Source organism: Streptomyces sp. NPDC034085 (assembly GCF_055575555.1).
This window is the reverse complement of record NZ_JBVISL010000003.1, coordinates 797,365-814,668: the sequence shown is the minus strand read 5'-3', so window position 1 is coordinate 814,668 and position 17,304 is coordinate 797,365. Positions and strand designations below refer to the sequence as shown.

General features: G+C 73.5%; 14 protein-coding genes. 8 read left to right on the top strand and 6 right to left on the bottom strand.

All coding sequences use genetic code 11. The features are described from left to right. Positions 1 to 23 precede the first annotated feature (23 nt). Complete coding sequence (locus ACZ501_RS13985; protein WP_361611688.1) at positions 24 to 794, bottom strand: bestrophin-like domain; 771 nt, start codon at positions 792 to 794, stop codon at positions 24 to 26. Positions 795 to 825: 31 nt separating this feature from the next. Beyond that, positions 826 to 1,506 carry a hypothetical protein gene (locus tag ACZ501_RS13980; RefSeq protein WP_468795200.1) on the bottom strand — a complete coding sequence of 227 codons (681 nt, stop codon included), beginning with the start codon at positions 1,504 to 1,506 and terminating at the stop codon, positions 826 to 828. A gap of 345 nt (positions 1,507 to 1,851) precedes the next feature. Between ACZ501_RS13980 and ACZ501_RS13975 the strand changes: the two genes are divergently transcribed. After that, entirely contained in the window at positions 1,852 to 2,682 is an 831-nt protein-coding gene (locus tag ACZ501_RS13975; RefSeq protein WP_361605499.1) for an SAM-dependent methyltransferase, read from the top strand. A 101-nt stretch (positions 2,683 to 2,783) separates the two neighbouring features. Next, entirely contained in the window at positions 2,784 to 4,982 is a 2,199-nt protein-coding gene (locus ACZ501_RS13970; RefSeq protein ID WP_468795516.1) for a putative bifunctional diguanylate cyclase/phosphodiesterase, read from the top strand. A gap of 11 nt (positions 4,983 to 4,993) precedes the next feature. On the opposite strand, the gene ACZ501_RS13965 is transcribed toward ACZ501_RS13970, so the two are convergent. Continuing rightward, the gene (locus tag ACZ501_RS13965; protein WP_468795197.1) at positions 4,994 to 6,070 is read right to left on the bottom strand and encodes an FAD-dependent monooxygenase; all 1,077 of its coding nucleotides are present in this window, start codon (positions 6,068 to 6,070) and stop codon (positions 4,994 to 4,996) included. 105 nt (positions 6,071 to 6,175) lie between these two features. Here ACZ501_RS13965 and ACZ501_RS13960 point away from each other — a divergent pair, with 105 nt between their 5' ends. Together ACZ501_RS13960 and ACZ501_RS13955 are read left to right on the top strand one after the other, a co-directional pair. Then, positions 6,176 to 6,823 carry a TetR/AcrR family transcriptional regulator gene (locus tag ACZ501_RS13960; protein WP_468795194.1) on the top strand — a complete coding sequence of 216 codons (648 nt, stop codon included), beginning with the start codon at positions 6,176 to 6,178 and terminating at the stop codon, positions 6,821 to 6,823. Positions 6,824 to 6,871: 48 nt separating this feature from the next. After that, the gene (locus ACZ501_RS13955) at positions 6,872 to 8,365 is read left to right on the top strand and encodes an AMP-binding protein (RefSeq protein WP_468795191.1); all 1,494 of its coding nucleotides are present in this window, start codon (positions 6,872 to 6,874) and stop codon (positions 8,363 to 8,365) included. A 219-nt stretch (positions 8,366 to 8,584) separates the two neighbouring features. On the opposite strand, the gene ACZ501_RS13950 is transcribed toward ACZ501_RS13955, so the two are convergent. Beyond that, on the bottom strand, positions 8,585 to 9,463 hold the full coding sequence (locus ACZ501_RS13950) for a LysR family transcriptional regulator (RefSeq protein ID WP_468795187.1): 879 nt from the start codon (positions 9,461 to 9,463) through the stop codon (positions 8,585 to 8,587). Positions 9,464 to 9,557: 94 nt separating this feature from the next. On the opposite strand from ACZ501_RS13950, the gene ACZ501_RS13945 reads away from it, so the two are divergent. From ACZ501_RS13945 to ACZ501_RS13930, 4 genes are all read left to right on the top strand, one after another. Beyond that, positions 9,558 to 10,262, top strand: a complete 705-nt coding sequence (locus ACZ501_RS13945; protein WP_468795184.1) for a succinate dehydrogenase — start codon at positions 9,558 to 9,560, stop codon at positions 10,260 to 10,262. A 2-nt stretch (positions 10,263 to 10,264) separates the two neighbouring features. Then, entirely contained in the window at positions 10,265 to 12,217 is a 1,953-nt protein-coding gene (locus ACZ501_RS13940; protein WP_361605481.1) for a fumarate reductase/succinate dehydrogenase flavoprotein subunit, read from the top strand. Further along, a complete protein-coding gene (locus ACZ501_RS13935; protein ID WP_468795181.1) occupies positions 12,214 to 12,954 on the top strand; it encodes a succinate dehydrogenase/fumarate reductase iron-sulfur subunit in 741 nt (246 codons plus the stop codon). The genes ACZ501_RS13940 and ACZ501_RS13935 overlap by 4 nt, the downstream gene beginning before the upstream one ends. 160 nt (positions 12,955 to 13,114) lie before the next feature. Continuing rightward, positions 13,115 to 13,780 (top strand): hypothetical protein, encoded by a 666-nt coding sequence (locus ACZ501_RS13930; protein WP_468795178.1) that lies wholly within the window; start codon positions 13,115 to 13,117, stop codon positions 13,778 to 13,780. A gap of 49 nt (positions 13,781 to 13,829) precedes the next feature. On the opposite strand, the gene ACZ501_RS13925 is transcribed toward ACZ501_RS13930, so the two are convergent. Then, on the bottom strand, positions 13,830 to 16,235 hold the full coding sequence (locus ACZ501_RS13925) for an excinuclease ABC subunit UvrA (RefSeq protein WP_468795174.1): 2,406 nt from the start codon (positions 16,233 to 16,235) through the stop codon (positions 13,830 to 13,832). 18 nt (positions 16,236 to 16,253) lie between these two features. Then, positions 16,254 to 17,246 carry an LLM class flavin-dependent oxidoreductase gene (locus tag ACZ501_RS13920; protein WP_468795171.1) on the bottom strand — a complete coding sequence of 331 codons (993 nt, stop codon included), beginning with the start codon at positions 17,244 to 17,246 and terminating at the stop codon, positions 16,254 to 16,256. Positions 17,247 to 17,304 lie beyond the last annotated feature (58 nt).

Genomic DNA, 17,304 nt, shown 5'->3' with positions numbered 1-17,304 from the left:
GTTTCCCGGGAGCGGACACGCGTTCAGTTCTCCAGCCCCAGGTGCGGGAACTGGGCGAGGAAGGGCTCGGCGGTGGCGGCGATGCCCCGCCCGAAGGGCGAGTCGAAGTCCCAGATGAGGAAGAGCAGGAAGGCGATCAGCGCGCTGAAGAGCCCGGCCAGCAGCATTTCGCGGAAGGAGCGGCGGATCTGCAGGGTGAAGATCAGCCCCACCGTCACCAGGGCCCCGGTGATCAGTCCGAACCACACCACGCCGGGCATGGTGGCCCCGGCGCTCAGGCCGCGTGAGGTGCGGGCGTCGTCCGCGAGGGCGATCTGGTCGACCAGCGGCTGGTAGGCCTGCCCCTCGTGGTCGGTCTGCGGCTCGTAGTCGGTGACGTCGCGGCGGATCTTCTCCAGCAGCTCCCCGCCGCGTTCGGTGATGCCGCCGCCCGCGGCCATCTTCTGCCACTCCGTGTCGACCACGTACGTCACGTACGCGTCGACGTCGGAGCGGATCCTCTTGCGCACCTCGGCGGGGTAGACCTCGGAGCGGACGCTGACCTCGTGCAGGGCCTGGGCCTCCTGGCGTACGTATTCCTGGGCGGCCCCGCGGCCTTCCCAGACGCCGGCGATCGCCAGGCCCAGGACGATCGCGTAGATCACCCCGATCATCATCGTCATGTACTCGATGACGTCCGGGGTCTCGTTCGGATCGTCGTCCTCGCCGATCCGGCGGTGGTTGAAGAAGGCGATGGACAGGACCACGGCGCAGGCCGCGGCCATGGCGAGGGACAGGACGAGCCATTCCGACACGGCGACTCCCAATCGGTGAGCGGTGGGCGGCCTACCTCGGGCGCAGCGCGACGATCGCGAGCACGGCCGGGGCGGCGGTCATGAGGGTGAAGGTGACCGGCGAGATGTGGTGCTCCACCGGTTTGCGGGAGGCGGTGCGGTAGGCGGGACGGGCGACGGGTTTGGGCGGCGCGGTCGTCGCCGGCGCGGGCGGCGGCTCGGGCGCGGGCTCCGGCGGTGCGGGGGCGGGGACCCGGGGCGGCGGCGGTGGCGGCTTGGGTACGGGCTTGGGCGGTGGGGGCGGTGCGGGGGCCGGAGCGGGCGGTACGGGGACCGGCTTCGGCGGCGGCGGCGGGGTGGGCTTCGGCGGTGGCGGCTTCGGCGACGGCGGTGGTGGCTTCGGCGACGGCGACGGCGACGGTGACGGCGGGGGCTTGGGCGTCGGCTTGGGCGGGCACGGCGGGGGTGGCGGCGGGCAGTGGTGCGCGCCCTCGTGCCCTTCGCCGCGGTGGCCGCAGGCGTGCCCGTGGCCGTGGCCGCCGTGATGTCCGCCACCCCGGCCGGCCCCGCTGCCACCGCTGCCGGCGAACGCGTACAGCTCGATGGGGGCTCCGCCGTCGGCGGAGCCGATCGTCGCGTAGGCGCAGCTATCGGCCACGGCCGGCGTGGCGGAGAGCGCCGCCCACAGCAGGACCGGAACCGTCAGCAGGCGCCTGGCACAGGCTCTGTTCACCCGGGGAGCATGGGCCCGCGCCCGCCCGCGCGGGCGAGCCGGGGCAGCGGTTCGCCTGAACGGATGGAGTGGTGAGCGTAGAGGTTTGAGCCAGCTTTGGACCGCTTCTGATCGTTCGTAGTCGAAATCTCAAAAGGTATGTGTCGGTTTTTTCGCCGGTGATGCCGGGAGTCGCACGTGCCTTTGGTGTGTGACCAAGAACGGACCGCCAATTTCCGCTTTTGCTCGCCCTGTTGGGAAATGATCAGTACATTCGGCTCGGACAGCAGTCCGACCCCCGTACCACCCCCGTCCCACCCCCGGACACGACCGCCCGACCACGGCACGAGAGGCTTGGAGACCCCGATGGAACGCCCCGCCTGGGCCCCGCCGGGCATCGACATATCGGTGCCCAGTGTGTCCCGCATCTACGATTACTACCTGGGCGGCTCCCACAATTTCGAGGTCGACCGCCAGGCCGCCCGCCGCGCCATGGAGTTCATGCCGGGCCTGCCCAAGATCATGCAGGCCAACCGGGCGTTCATGCGCCGCGCCGTGCGCCACGCCGTGGCCGAGGGAGTCACCCAGTTCCTCGACATCGGCTCCGGCATCCCGACCTTCGGCAACGTCCACGAGATCGCCCGCGCCGCCAGCCCCGAAGCCCGCGTCGTCTACGTCGACCACGACCCGGTGGCCGTCGCCCACAGCCGTGCCGTCCTGGCCGGGGACGACCTCAGCGCCGTCGTCTCCGCCGACCTGCGCAAGCCCAGGGACATCCTGGACTCGCCGGAAGCCGGCCGGCTGCTGGACCTGGACCGGCCGGTCGCCCTGCTGCTCGTCGCCGTCCTGCACTTCCTGGAGGACAGTGACGAGCCGTACGCCGCCGTGGCCGAGCTGCGCGACGCGCTGGCCCCGGGCAGCCTGCTGATCCTCACCCACGCCTCCTACGAGGGCATCCCGCTCACCGAGGAGGTCGCCGGCGGCGCCGTCGGCGTCTACCGGGACATCCGCAACCCCCTCGTCATGCGCACCCGCGAGCAGATCTCCGGCTTCTTCGAGGGGTTCGAGCTGGTGGAGCCGGGCCTGGTGTTCATGCCCGACTGGCACCCGGAGGGCACCGGGCCCCTCGCGGAGGGCGAGGAGCCCGAGGATCCGTACGCCTTCTCGGGCTACGGCGGCGTGGGACGCAAGGCGTGAGACTCCCCGCGCCGACGCCCCCGCCCGCCGGCCCCCGCCCGGCAGAGCCGGCGGCCGCCGGGGAGACGACGCCCCCGCTGGTCCTGCCGCACCCCGCCCAGCTGCCCGGCCCGCACCAGGGCCGGGCTCCGGTGCGCGAGCTGCGCAGCGGGCTCGATGACCGCATCGCGCGCTTCGCCACCATCTGGGGGCGCGCCATCTTCCCCGTCACGGCGACCTCCCTGACCCGCCCCGAGTTCGAGCAGCACCTCCTCCCGCTCGCCCGGACCCTGACCGAGGCCCTGCACGCCCGCCCCTTCGACGCGGGCGTCGCCCAGCGCGTGGGCGCCGAGCTCGTCGCGGTGCACTGCACCGACCCCGAGGCGCTCGCCGGCACCCTCGGCGTGGTCGAGTCGTACCTGGTGCTTTACTGCGGGCCCGACGGCGCCGGGACCGAGAGCACCGAGGAGTACCGCTCGCGCTGCGCCCGGCTCCAGCACGGCATCGCCGCCGGCTTCGCCCGCGCGCTGCGCGAACGCACCCTGCGGGAGCAGGAGGCCATCGCGCGCTCGGCGCTCACCGCCCGCAGCGACGCCCAGCAGGCCCTGCACGCCAGCGAGGAGCGCTTCCGGGCCGTCTTCGAGGGAGCGGCCGTCGGGATCGGCATCGCCGACCTGGAGGGCAACGTCCTCGAGGTCAACGACGCCCTCCTCAAGATGTTCGGCGGCCTGGAGGGCCACGTCCGCAGCCGCAACGTCAGCGAATGGGGCCACCCCGACGACACCCCGCACGTCTGGCGGATGTACGGGGAACTCGTGCGCGGGGAACGCGAGCACTACCGGGTCGAGAAGCCCTACTACCGGCACGACGGCACCGTGCTGTGGACCAACCTGACGGTGTCCCTGCTGCGCGACGCCGACGGGCAGCCCCAGTACCAGCTGGCCCTGATGGAGGACACCACCGAACGCCGGCTGCTCAACCTCCGGCTGCGCTACGAGGCCACCCACGACGCGCTGACCGGGCTGCCCAACCGGACGCTGTTCTTCGAGCGGCTGGAGAAGGCCCTGGGCGGGGCCCCCGGCAGCCGCTTCGGCCTGTGCTACCTCGACCTCGACGGGTTCAAGGCCGTCAACGACAGCCTCGGCCACTCCGCGGGGGACCGGCTCCTGGTGGAGGTCGCCGACCGGCTGCAGAGCTGCGCCACCGGACCGGGCGAGGTCGTCGCCCGCCTGGGCGGCGACGAGTTCGTCGCCCTGACCACCGGGCCCGCCGCCGGCAGCGACGAGGAGCCCGGGGAGAAGGTCACCGACCTCGCCGTGCGCATCCTGTCGGCACTCTCCACCCCCATCCGGATCGAGGGCCGGGAACTCACCGTGCGCGGCAGCATCGGCATCGTCGAGGGCCGCGCGGGCGAGCGCACCCCGGCGGAGGTGCTGCGCAGCGCCGACATCACCATGTACCGGGCCAAAGCGGCCGGCGGCAACCGCTTCGAGTTCGCCGACGCCGAGGCGGACGCCCGCGCCATCACCCGCCACGGCCTGACCAACGCCCTGCCGGCGGCGCTGGAGCGCGGCGAGTTCTTCATCGAGTACCAGCCCCTGGTGCACATGCACGACGGCAGCGTGCACGGCGCGGAGGCGCTGGTGCGCTGGTCGCACCCGCAGTACGGCGTGCTCGGCCCGGACCGCTTCATCCCGCTCGCCGAGCGGACCGGGCTGATCGTGCCGCTCGGCCGCTGGGTCCTGGAGGAGTCCGTCCGCCAGGCCCGCAACTGGCAGCGCCAGCACGGCGGAGCCGCTTTGCGCGTCAACGTCAACCTCTCGCCCACCCAGCTCCACCACCCCGGCCTGGTCGCCGACACCGTGCGCGTCCTGGAGAGCTCCGGGCTGGCCCCGGGCGCCCTGTGCCTGGAGGTCACCGAATCGGCGCTGATCGGTGCCGATGACGAACTCCTCGAACCGCTGCGCCGGCTCGCCGCACTCGGCGTGGACATCGCCCTCGACGACTTCGGCACCGGCTACTCGAACCTGGCCAACCTGCGCCGCCTGCCGGTCAGCGTCCTGAAGCTGGACCGCAGCTTCACCCAGGGGATGCAGCAGCAGCCGGCCAACCCCGTCGACGTCAAGATCGTGGAGGGGATCGTCGCCCTGGCCCACAGTCTCGAACTCGCCGTGACGGTCGAGGGAGTGGAGACCGGCGCCCAGGCGGCCCAGCTCCGCGCCCTCGGCTGCGACACCGCCCAGGGCTGGTACTACGCCCGCCCGGGCGCCCCGGACCGCATCCACGCCCTCACCCTCTCGGACGCCGTGCCCACCCCCTGAGGGCGTGTGTGTCAGCCCAGGCCGGCCTCCGTTCCCCGGCCGGGCTCGCGCACCGCCGCCAGGACCCGGTGGTGGCGTTCGGTGCTGTCGGCCAGGAGCGCCGCGGCCGTCGGCAGCCGCTCGGCCTCGTAGGCGTCGAGGGCGTCGAGGGCATCCGCCCCGCCCTCCCCGGCCAGGGCCCCGGCCAGGGCCCGGCCGAGCGCCGCCGCGTCCAAGATTCCGGTGTTCATGCCCAGCCCGCCGGCTATGGGGTGGACATGGGCGGCGTCCCCGGCGAGGAACGCCCGGCCCTCGCGCATCCGGGTGGCCATGCGCACGTTGACCCGCCATGTCGACATCCAGGTGGGATCCGCCAGCCGTATGCCCTGCACCCGGGCGTGCCGGTCGAAGAGCCGCTGGAACCCCTCCAGCGTGGGTGCCTGCGCCCGGCCGGCCTCATCGAGCTCGGGCGAGGCCTGGAGCTGGAAGACGTCCGTCTGCGGCATCGGGCAGAGCATCATGGCGCCGCCCTCCGAGGTGAACCACTGGTGCCAGAACGCGCGGCTCAGGCCCGGCGCCCGGACGTCCCCGATCACCATGGTCGGCGCTTCCTCGGTGTGCCCCTCGAAGGGGATTCCCAGCAGGCGCCGGGTCGTGCTGCGGCCGCCGTCGCACCCCGCGAGGTAGCCCGCACGGGCGCTGTGGCCGCCGGCCAGCCGCACGGTGACCCCGTCGGCGTCCTGGTCGATGCCGACGACCTGCGCGTCGTGCTCGACCTCCACCCCGAGCCCGGCGAGCCGCTCCCGCAGGACCTGCTCGATCTGCCACTGGGCGATGAGGACGCCGGCGTCGGTCGGGGTGTCGGTGATGTGGGCGCCGTCGAAGTACTTGCGCAGGACGACGCCGTGCGTGCCGATGGCGGAGATCCGCTCGGCGATGCCCAGCCGGGCGAAGACCTCCAGGCTGGTCGGTGCGAGTACCTTGCCGCGGGATTCGCGGTGCGGGCCCGGCCGCTGGTCGAGGACGCGGACGGAGACGCCGCGCAGTGCGAGCTCGCAGGCCAGGCTCAGTCCGGTGGGGCCGGATCCCGCGATCAGTACGTCGTTCATCGGATGTCCTCTCGTCGTCGGTAGCTCAAGGAAAGCGCCCCGGCGAAGAAAAAGCAACCAGGTAACGAAATTTACTTGGTTGTGTTTTGGTGTTACGGTGGACGCATGGACAACACGACGGGTCTGCGCGAGAGCAAGAAACTGCGCACGCGCCGCCAGCTGGCGGCCACGGCGCTGGAACTCTTCCTGGAACGGGGCTTCGACGCCGTGTCGGTGGCCGACGTCGCCGCCGCGGCCGAGGTCTCCAAACCCACCCTGTTCCGGTACTTCCCGAGCAAGGAGGACCTGGTGCTCGACCGGTTCGCCGACCACCAGGACGAGGCGGCGCGCATCGTGCGCGACCGCCCGGCCGGCCGCTCCCCGGTACGGGCGGTGCACGAGCACTTCCTGGCGGCCCTCGCCGAGCGGGACCCGATCACCGGGCTCTGCGACCACCCGAACGTCCTTGCCTTCCAGGAGTTGCTGTACTCCACCGCCAGCCTGGAGACCCGGCTCGCCCACTACACGGCGCGCGAGGTGGAACTGCTAGCGGCGGTGCTGGAGGCGGAGACGGTCCCCGCGTTCACCGCCCGCCTGGCGGCGCTGCACCTGGTGACGGTCCGCCAGGAGCTGGGCCGGGAGAACTGGCGCCGACTCTCGGCCGGCCAGAGCGCCGACGAGGCCTATCCCGCCGCCGTCGCCGAAGCCGACCACGCCTTCGCCATGCTCGCCGACGGAATCGACCAGGCCCTCGGCCCGCTCATACCCTCCTGACATCGGGGACAGGAGCGCTGGAAAGGGATCACCGAGGCGGGAGTGCGGATGGGTGCCAGGTATGTCACCGGGCTGATCGAGGCGTTGGAGCGGTACGCGGAGCGGCCGGCGATCGGCGCCGGGGCCGATGTCCTGCGGTTCTCCGAGGTGCTGGACGCCGTCTACCAGCTGGCCGGAGCGCTGGACGACGCGGGAGTCGGCCGGGGCAGCGGCCTGGCCTGTGTGACGGGCCGCAACCGGCCGGAGGTGCTGCTGGTGCGGCTTGCCGCGCACGTGCTGGGTGCGCGGCTGACCCAGGTGGTGACCGGTCCGGCCGTCCACGGCCTCGACTTCATCCTGCGGGACTGCCGGCCGGACCTGGTGGTGCACGACGTCCCGGTGCCGCCGGCCCGTGCCCCGCGGCTCGGCCTGGACGATCTGCTCGCAGCCGCGGCCGGCCGGGACGGCGCCCCGATGCCGGTGCGGGCCGGGGAGGACGACATCGCCCGCGTCACGTACACCGGCGGGACCACGGGGCGGCCCAAGGGCGTGGCCTCGACGTTCCGCGCGATGGCCGCGCGTGACAGCGGCCGGGGGACCGGCTGGACGGGAGCGGCGTACCTCTCGGTCACCACCCTCGCCCAGCGGTCCGGCGGGCGGAGCCTGGAGCAGCTGCTGGCCGGAGGGAGGGTGGAGATCCTCGACCCCTTCGAGCCGCGGGAGTTCGCGGCTGCCTGCCGGCGACTGGGGCGGGTGTCCACCTACCTGACGGCTTCGATGGTCTACCGGCTGCTGGACGACCCGGTCACGGCGGCCGGGATCCCGGGGCTGGAGGGGGTCTCGTACGGCGACGCGCCCGTGCTTCCGGAGCGCCTGGGCGAGGCGGTGACCCGCTGGGGCGTGCGGTGGCGCCAGGGCTACGGGACGAACGAGTCGGCGGTCATCAGCCGGCTCACCCCCGCCGACCACGACGCGGGGGTCGCCGGCCGGCCGGAGCTGCTGGCGTCCGTGGGGCGCCCCGTCCCGGGCGTGGAGGTCCAGGTACGGGACGCCCGGGGGACGGTATTGCCCGCCGGGCGCACGGGCGAGGTGTGGGTCCGCTCCAAGACGGTGATGGCCGGGTACTGGAACCAGCCCGGGCTGACGGCCGAGGTGCTGCGGGAGGGGTGGCTGCGAACCGGGGACCTCGGGCACGTCGGCGACGGCGGCTACCTCTACCTCGACGACCGGGTCAAGGACGTGGTGATGGTCAACGGCGACAACATCTACTGCCTGCCGGTCGAGGCGCTGCTCGCCCGGCACCCGGCGGTGGCGCAGGCCGTGGTGGTCGGACGCACCAGCATGGTCACCGGGGAGGAGGTCTGCGCGTTCCTGGTGCCGGCGCGCGGCTGCGCACCGAGCGGCACGGTGGCTGCCGAAGCCTGCGCCCTCGTGGAACGGGAGCTGGCCCCGGCGCACCGGCCGACGGCGGTGTTCTGGGAACGGGAGATCCCGCTGACCGCCCGCGGCAAACCCGACAAACGACGCTTGCGGCGGATCGCTGCGCAAGCGTCTGCCCAGTAGGCCCGCAGCCTGGCATGCCCGCCCGGCAGGCCGGGGGCCCGGTGGGCCGGGATCAGTAGGCCCGGCGCCGGTAGGCCCGACAGTCGAGGGCCGGTAGCAGCGGACCCGGGCGCCTGGGGCGGTGCGGCCTGCGGCGCGCCGGGGGACGGGCACCGGCCCTGCCGCCGCGGCCTGCGGCGTGGGGGACCCCGGGGCGTCGGTGTGCTGGTTCTGGGGCGCTCAGCCGACCAGCATGCGCTTCAGTTCGCGGGCCGCCCGCGGGGGTGCCACGTCCGTGCGGTGGGCCAGGGCGATGGTGCGCCGCAGCGGGGAGCCGGTGAGGGGCGTGGCCCGTAGGCCCGGGCCGGCGTGGTCGACGACCATCGCCGGGACCACCGCGATGCCGAGCCCGGCCCGTACGAAGCCCAGGACCGCGTCCATCTCCCCGCCCTCCACCGTGAACACCGGCTCGAAGCCCGCCGCCCGGCAGGCCCCCACCGTCAGGTCCCGCAGGTCGTAGCCGTGCCGGAACATCACCATCGGCTCGTCGCGCAGGTCGGCGATGGCCAGCTCTCCGCCGCCCGCCGGCGGCGGCAGCCCGGCGGACGAGACGACCACCAGGTCCTCCGTGAGCAGCTCCACCGTCGTCAGGGCGGGCGCCGACGGCGGCAGCGGCAGCGCGATGAGGGCCAGGTCCAGCACCCCCCGCGCGAGTTCGCGCACCAGGTCCAACGAACCGCTCTCCTCGATCAGCAGCTCGATGCCCGGGTGCGCCGTGTGGAAGGCGTGCAGCACGGCCGGCAGCAGGCCCGTGCACACGCTCGGGGTGGCCCCCAGTCGGACCCGCCCGCGCCGCAGCTGCGCCAGCTCCTGCACCTCCAGCCGCGCCGTGTCCGCGTCCGCCAGGATCCGCCGCGCCAGCGGCAGCAGCGCCTCACCGGCGTCGGTGAGCGCGATGTTCCCCCGCGCCCGGCTGAACAGTTCCGCGCCCAGCTCCCTTTCCAGCGCCTTGATCTGCTGCGACAGCGACGGCTGGGCCACGTGCTCCCGTTCGGCGGCGCGCGTGAAGTGCCGGGTCTCGGCGACGGCGACGAAATAGACCAGCTGCTGGAACTGCATCCCGCCAGCGTACGCCCCTCCATAGGGCCTGCCTATCGCGATCAGCTCCACCATGTCTTGGACCTCTCGGGACCTCGGTCCTTACCGTCATCGCATGGCTCTGGCAACGCGGACGGATCGACGGCCGTCCACCACGCGCACGCTCTGGGACTCCACCGTCGGGAAGAAGTCCGTGATGGCCGCCTCCGGCCTGATCATGCTCGGCTACCTCGTCGTGCACATGTTCGCCAACCTCAAGATCTTCTTCGGGGCTGACGAGTTCAACGGCTACGCCCACTGGCTGCGCACCCTCGGCTCGCCCTTCCTGCACCGCGAGTGGGCCCTGTGGATCGTGCGCGTCGTCCTGCTCGCCGCCGTCGCCGCCCACGCGGTCTGCGCCTACCAGCTCAGCCGCCGCGACATCAAGGCGCGCCCGGTGAAGTACGCCCGCAAGCGCCGCCGCGCGAGCTACGCCACCCGCACCATGCGCTGGGGCGGCGTCATCCTCGGGCTCTTCATCGTCTGGCACCTCCTCGACCTGACCACGCTCACCGTCAACGAGCGTGCCTGGGCCGGCCACCCGTACGAGAACGTCCTCTCGACCTTCTCCACCTGGTACGGCAACACCGTCTACATCGTGGCGATGGCCGCACTCGGCCTGCACGTGCGCCACGGCTTCTGGAGCGCCGCCCAGACCCTCGGCGCGGGCAGCGCCCGGCGCGACCGGACGCTGAAGTTCCTGGCCAACGCCCTGGCCCTCGTCCTCTTCGCGGGCTTCGTGTCCGTGCCCGTCGCCGTCATGACCGGAGTGGTGAGCTGACCATGAGCACCGAATACGCCGCCTACACCACCGGCGAGCCCCTCCGCGACACCAAGGCCCCCGAAGGCCCGATCGCCGAGCGCTGGGACCGCCGCCGCTTCGAGGCCAAGCTGGTCAACCCGGCCAACCGCCGCAAGCACACCGTAATCGTCGTCGGCACCGGCCTGGCGGGCGGTGCCGCCGGCGCGACCCTCGCCGAGCAGGGCTACCACGTCGTCCAGTTCTGCTTCAGCGACTCCCCGCGCCGCGCCCACTCCATCGCCGCACAGGGCGGCATCAACGCCGCCAAGAACTACCGCAACGACGGGGACTCCGTACACCGCCTCTTCTACGACACCGTCAAGGGCGGCGACTTCCGCGCCCGCGAGTCCAACGTCCACCGCCTCGCCCAGATCTCCGTCGAGATCATCGACCAGTGCGTCGCCCAGGGCGTCCCCTTCGCCCGCGAGTACGGCGGCCTCCTCGACACCCGCTCCTTCGGCGGCGTCCAGGTCTCCCGCACCTTCTACGCCCGCGGCCAGACCGGCCAGCAGCTGCTGCTCGGCGCCTACCAGGCGCTGTCCCGGCAGATCGCCGCCGGCAACGTGGAGCTGCACGCCCGCACCGAGATGCTCGACCTGATCACGGTCGACGGGGTGGCGCGCGGCATCGTCGCCCGCGACCTGGTCACCGGCAGGATCGACACCCACTACGCCGACGCCGTGGTCCTCGCGAGCGGCGGCTACGGCAACGTCTTCTACCTCTCCACCAACGCCATGAACTCCAACGCGACCGCCGTCTGGCGGGCGCACCGGCGCGGCGCCTACTTCGCCAACCCCTGCTTCACCCAGATCCACCCCACCTGCATCCCGCGCACCGGCGACCACCAGTCCAAGCTCACCCTCATGAGCGAGTCGCTGCGCAACGACGGCCGCATCTGGGTCCCCAAGGCCAAGGGTGACACCCGCCCCGCCGCCGACATCCCCGAAGACGAGCGCGACTACTACCTGGAGCGGATCTACCCCTCCTTCGGCAACCTCGTCCCGCGCGACATCGCCTCCCGCGCCGCCAAGAACGTCTGCGACGAGGGACGCGGCGTCGGCCCCGGCGGCCAGGGCGTGTACCTCGACTTCGCCGACGCCATCCGGCGCATGGGCCGGGACAAGGTCGCCGAGAAGTACGGCAACCTCTTCGAGATGTACGAGCGGATCACGGCGGAGGACCCCTACGAGGTCCCCATGCGGATCTACCCGGCCGTCCACTACACGATGGGCGGGCTGTGGGTCGACTACGACCTCCAGACCACCGTCCCCGGCCTGTTCGCGATCGGCGAGGCCAACTTCTCCGACCACGGGGCCAACCGCCTCGGCGCCTCCGCCCTCATGCAGGGCCTCGGCGACGGCTACTTCGTCCTCCCCTCCACCATCAACGACTACCTCGCCCGCCACCCGCACCGGGACGCGGTCGACGACACCCACCCCGAGGCGCGGGAAGCCGTGCGCGAGACCCGCGAACGGCTGGAGCGGCTGCTGGCCGTGGACGGCGACCGCACCCCCGACTCCTTCCACCGGGAAATCGGCGAACTCATGTGGGAGTACTGCGGGATGGCCCGCACGGAGGAGGGACTGCGCAAGGCCCTCGCCCGCCTCCCCGAGATCCGCGAGGAGTTCTGGCGCCGCATCAAGGTCCCCGGCAGCGGCGAGGAGTTCAACCAGTCGCTGGAGAAGGCCAACCGCATCGTCGACTACCTCGAACTCGCCGAGCTGATGTGCCTCGACGCCCTCCACCGCGCCGAGTCCTGCGGCGGCCACTTCCGCGAGGAATCCCAGACCCCCGACGGCGAAGCAGCCCGCCGCGACGAGGAATTCGGCTACGCCGCCGCCTGGGAGTACACCGGCACCGGCGCCGCACCCGTCCTGCACAAGGAAGACCTCGTCTTCGAGTACGTCCACCCCACCCAGCGGAGCTACGCATGAAGCTCACCCTGCGCGTCTGGCGCCAGCAGAACGCCGACGCCCCCGGCGCCATGGCCTCCTACGAGGTCGACGGCATATCGAAGGACATGTCCTTCCTGGAAATGCTCGACACCCTCAACGAGGACCTCATCCTGCGCGGCGAGGACCCGGTCGCCTTCGACCACGACTGCCGCGAGGGCATCTGCGGCGCGTGCAGCCTCGTCATCAACGGCGACGCCCACGGGCCCGAGCGGACCACCACCTGCCAGCTCCACATGCGGTCCTTCGCCGACGGCGACACCATCGACGTCGAACCGTGGCGCGCCTCCGCCTTTCCCGTGGTCAAGGACCTCGTGGTGGACCGCAGCGCCTTCGACCGCATCATCCAGGCCGGCGGCTACATCACCGCGCCGACCGGATCCGCCCCCGAGGCGCACGCCACGGCCGTGCCCAAGCCGGCCGCCGACCACGCCTTCGAGCACGCCGAGTGCATCGGCTGCGGCGCCTGTGTGGCGGCCTGCCCCAACGGCTCCGCGATGCTGTTCACCTCCGCCAAGATCAACCACCTGAACGTGCTCCCGCAGGGCTCGCCCGAACGGGAGACGCGGGTACTGGACATGGTGGCCCGGATGGACGACGAGGGCTTCGGCGGCTGCACCCTGACCGGCGAATGCGCCACGGCCTGCCCCAAGGGCATCCCGCTGCCGTCGATCGCCGCCATGAACAAGGAGTGGCTCCGGGCGCTGCGCAAAACCTGACCGTCGCGCGCCGCGCCCGCCCCGGCTCCGACCCCGTACGAGCGCCCCCGGCCACAGCCTGGGCCGATCGGCTGACCCGATCCGCCGACCGGGCGCTCGTACGGGCCGTACGCCGTGCCGTACCCCGGACCGGCCTCGCGCGTGGGGTTGAGTGGACCCCATGCCCCACGCCCCCGCCGGGTCCGGACCGCGCCGCCGCACGGCGCTGGCCGCCGCCCTCGCCTGCCTGGCGCCGGCCGGCTGCACGGCGCACGACACCGCGACCCGCAAAGGGCCCCGCAGCCCCGCCCACGGCGGGCAGCCCGCCGCCAAGGACGCCCTCGTCATGGTGATCCGGCACGGGGAGAAGCCCTACGCCGGAGCCACCGGTGAGGACGACGAGGGCAACGAGGACCCCGGCTTCCTCGCCGGCCGGGGCCGCCGCCGCGCGGACGAGCTGCCGCGGCTCTTCGGCCCGGCCCACAGTGCCCGCCTGCCCCGGCCCGCCGCGCTGTTCGCGACCGGCGGACCGCGGGCCGCCCCCGCCCGGTGCCGGCAGACCCTGGCGCCCCTGGCCGCCGCCCTGCGGGTCCCCGTACGCACGCAGTTCGCGGCCGGGGCCGAAACGGCCCTGGCGCGGGCGGTGTTGCAGGCACGGTCGCCCGTCCTCGTGTGCTGGGAGCCCGCCGGCATCCCCCGCCTGGTCCACGCCCTCGGCGCCCACCGGGTCCTCGGCGTCCCCGCCGCCTGGCCCGACCGCTACGACCTCGTCTGGACCCTCACCCGCACGCGCGGCGAGTGGGCCTTCCGCGAACTCGCCCAGGACCTCCTGCCCGGCGACGCCTGACGGCTCCGGGCCGTGCGCGCCGGACCAGACGGACCCGGCAGGGGAGGACCTAGAGACCCAGCGCCCGCGCCAGATACGGGGCCGTGCGGGCGTCCGGCGAGGCGGCCACCAGCTGCGGCGGACCGGCGGCCGTGACACGGCCGCCCTCCGTGCCGCCGCCCGGACCCAGGTCGATCACCCAGTCGGCGCCCGCCACCACCTCCATGTCGTGCTCCACGACCACCACCGAGTGTCCCGCGTCCACCAGCCCGTGCAACTGCCGCAGCAGCACCCGCACATCGGCCGGGTGCAGCCCCGTCGTCGGCTCGTCCAGCAGGTACAGGGTGTGGTCCCGGCGCAGCCGTTGGAGCTCCGTCGCCAGCTTGATGCGCTGGGCCTCACCCCCCGACAGCTCGGTCGCCGGCTGCCCCAGCCGCAGGTAGCCCAGGCCGATGTCCTCCAGAGCCCGCAGGCTGCGCGCCGCGGCCGGCACCTGCGAGAAGAAGCCGGCCGCCGCCTCCACCGTCAGCCCGAGCACCTCCGCGACGTTCAGCCCGGCGTAACGGACCTCCAGCGTCTCGGGGTTGTACCGGGCGCCCGCACAACTCGGGCACGGGGCGTACGTACTGGGCAGGAAGAGCAGCTCCACCGAGACGAAGCCCTCGCCCTGGCAGGTCTCGCAGCGCCCGCCCGGCACGTTGAAGGAGAACCGGCCCGCCTTCCAGCCGCGCGCCCGCGCCTCGGGGGCCGCCGTGAAGAGCCTCCGCACGACGTCGAACAGCCCCGTGTACGTGGCCAGGTTGGAGCGCGGCGTCCGCCCGATCGGCTTCTGGTCCACCTCCACGAGCCGCCGCACCGGGAAGTCCGGCTCCGTCAGCCGCCCGGCGACCACACCCGCCAGCGCCTGCCCCACCAGCGTCGACTTCCCCGACCCCGACACCCCCGTCACCGCCGTGAACACCCCGAGCGGGAACTCCACGTCCACGCCCCGCAGGTTGTGCCGGTCGACGCCCGTGAGCCGGATGCCGCCGGTGGCCTCCCGCACGGGCCGCCGCTCCCGGCCGGAGGCGGCCGGCGCGAACAGGTGCCGCGCCGTCGCCGACTCCGCGACGGCGGCCAGCTCCGCGGGCGGCCCGCTGTACAGCACCCGTCCGCCGTGCTCCCCCGCCAGCGGCCCCACGTCCACCACCCAGTCCGCGCGGCGCACCACGTCCAGCTGGTGCTCGACGACGAAGACCGTGTTCCCCGCCCGCTTGAGCCGCTCCAGCACGCCGAGCAGCGCCTCGGTGTCCGCCGGGTGCAGCCCCGCCGACGGCTCGTCCAGGACGTACACCACCCCGAACAGCCCCGACCGCAGCTGCGTCGCCAGCCGCAGCCGCTGGAGCTCGCCCGCCGACAGGCTCGGCGCGGTCCGGTCCAGGCTCAGGTAGCCGAGCCCGAGCTCCGCCACGGGTGCGATCCGCGCCCGCAGGTCCGCGGCCAGCACCCGCGCCGCCTCCCCGTCCAGGGCGGCGGTCGCCAGTACGTCGTCCAGGTCGCTCAGCGCCAGCGCCGCCAGCTCCGCGATCGTCCGGCCCGCGAACGTCACCGCGAGCGCCTCGGGGCGCAGCCGGCGCCCCTCGCACACAGGGCACGGGGCGTCGGTGAGGAACTTCTCGGCGCGCGCCCGCAGCGTGGCGCTCTTGGTGTCCGAGAAGGTCCGCATCACATAGCGGTGCGCACTCATGTACGTGCCCTGGTAGGGCCGTTGGATCCGGTCGGCGTCCCGCACCGGGTGCACGGTGACCACCGGCTGCTCCTCGGTGAACAGGATCCACTCCCGGTCCCGCGCGGGCAGCTCCCGCCAGGGCCGGTCCACGTCGTGGCCGAGCGCCTCCAGGACGTCCCGCAGGTTCTTGCCCTGCCAGGCCCCCGGCCAGGCCGCGATGGCCCCCTGACGGATCGACAGTTCCGGGTCGGGAACCAGCAGGTCCTCGCTGGTGTGGTGGATCCGGCCCAGCCCCTGGCAGGAGGGGCAGGCGCCGGCGGCGGTGTTGGGGGAGAAGGCGTCCGAGTCGAGCCGCTCGGCGCCCGGCGGATAGGTCCCGGCCCGCGAGTACAGCATCCGCAGGGAGTTGGAGAGCAGGGTCACCGTGCCCACCGAGGAGCGCGAGCCCGGGGCGGAGCGGCGCTGCTCCAGGGAGACGGCGGGCGGCAGCCCGGTCACCGAGTCCACCTTCGGGGCGCCGATCTGGTGGATCAGCCGCCGGGCGTAGGGGGCGACGGACTCGAAGTACCGCCGCTGGGCCTCCGCGTAGAGGGTGCCGAAGGCCAGGGAGCTTTTGCCGGAGCCGGAGACGCCGGTGAAGACGGTCAGCGTGTCGCGGGGGATGTCCACATCGACCCCGCGCAGGTTGTGCTCGCGGGCACCGCGGACCCGTACGCAGGGATCGGGGGCGTCCGGCTCGTCGGCGCGGGTGGCGGGGGAGTGGTGCATTCGCCCCAGTTTAGAGGGCTACCCTCGTCCGGCGATCCGGGCCAGCCGGGCGAGGGAGTCCAGCAGGGCCGCCCGGTCGTACGTGGAGGTGGTGACCAGCAGCTCGTCCGCCCCCGTGGACCGCGCGACCTCGGCCAGGGCGGCTGCGACCTGCTCCTCGGTGCCGGCGATGTGCCCGTCGAGGCCGCCCTCGTACAGCTCCCGCTCCTTCGGCGTCATCTCCAGCGCCTCGACCTCCTCGGCCGGGCGCAGGGGCGGGAAACTGCCCCGGGTCCGGGAGTGTGCGAGGGCCCAGGCCTCCGGCAGCAGGATCCGCCGGGCCGCCTCTTGCGTGGCGGCGACCGCGACCGTCCCCGAGACCACCACGTACGGCCGCGCGCTCCACGGCGAGGGCCGGAACTCCTCGCGGTACCGGCGGACCGCCTCCGCCGCCTTGGCGCGGCCCCGCAGGTCGCCGACCACCACCGGCAGCCCGGCCCGGGCGGCGATCCCCGCCCCCTCGCCGGTGGCCAGCACGAAGGGCGGGACCCGCAGCCCCTCGGCCGGCCGGGCGTGCACCTCGGGGTGGGCGCGCCGGTTTCCGTCGAACCAGCCCAGCAGCTCGGCCAGCTGCTCCTCGAAGCGGTCGGCGTCGGCGGTGTCCCGGCCCAGGGCCCGGCGGATGCCGCCGGTGAAGCCGACCGAGCGGCCGAGCCCCATGTCGATCCGGCCGGGGAACAGGGACTCCAGCACCCCGAACTGCTCGGCGACCACGAGCGGCTGGTGGTTGGGCAGCATCACCCCGCCGGTGCCGACCCGGATCCGCCGGGTGGCGGCGGCGACGGCGGCGGCCAGGACGGTGGGCGCGGAACCCGCGATCCCGGGCACGCCGTGGTGCTCGGACACCCAGAAACGGTGGTAGCCCAGCTCCTCCGCCGCGCGGGCCAGCTCCACGGTGTCGCGCAGGGCCTCCGCGGCGGTGTGCCCCTCGCGGGTGCGGGAACGGTCGAGTACCGAGACTTTGGGGATCACACAGGTCTCAACACCCTGCGGCGGCGGTGATTCCCCCGCCCGGTGCGCTGTCTAGGCT

What these genes read in the sequence shown, in the direction of transcription:
- ACZ501_RS13975 (WP_361605499.1), top strand. Translation starts at nt 1,852, where the DNA reads ATGGAACGCCCCGCCTGGGCCCCGCCGGGCATCGACATATCGGTGCCC.
- ACZ501_RS13965 (WP_468795197.1), bottom strand. Translation starts at nt 6,070, where the DNA reads ATGAACGACGTACTGATCGCGGGATCCGGCCCCACCGGACTGAGCCTG.
- ACZ501_RS13960 (WP_468795194.1), top strand. Translation starts at nt 6,176, where the DNA reads ATGGACAACACGACGGGTCTGCGCGAGAGCAAGAAACTGCGCACGCGC.
- ACZ501_RS13955 (WP_468795191.1), top strand. Translation starts at nt 6,872, where the DNA reads ATGGGTGCCAGGTATGTCACCGGGCTGATCGAGGCGTTGGAGCGGTAC.
- ACZ501_RS13950 (WP_468795187.1), bottom strand. Translation starts at nt 9,463, where the DNA reads ATGCAGTTCCAGCAGCTGGTCTATTTCGTCGCCGTCGCCGAGACCCGG.
- ACZ501_RS13945 (WP_468795184.1), top strand. Translation starts at nt 9,558, where the DNA reads ATGGCTCTGGCAACGCGGACGGATCGACGGCCGTCCACCACGCGCACG.
- ACZ501_RS13940 (WP_361605481.1), top strand. Translation starts at nt 10,265, where the DNA reads ATGAGCACCGAATACGCCGCCTACACCACCGGCGAGCCCCTCCGCGAC.
- ACZ501_RS13935 (WP_468795181.1), top strand. Translation starts at nt 12,214, where the DNA reads ATGAAGCTCACCCTGCGCGTCTGGCGCCAGCAGAACGCCGACGCCCCC.
- ACZ501_RS13930 (WP_468795178.1), top strand. Translation starts at nt 13,115, where the DNA reads ATGCCCCACGCCCCCGCCGGGTCCGGACCGCGCCGCCGCACGGCGCTG.
- ACZ501_RS13925 (WP_468795174.1), bottom strand. Translation starts at nt 16,235, where the DNA reads ATGCACCACTCCCCCGCCACCCGCGCCGACGAGCCGGACGCCCCCGAT.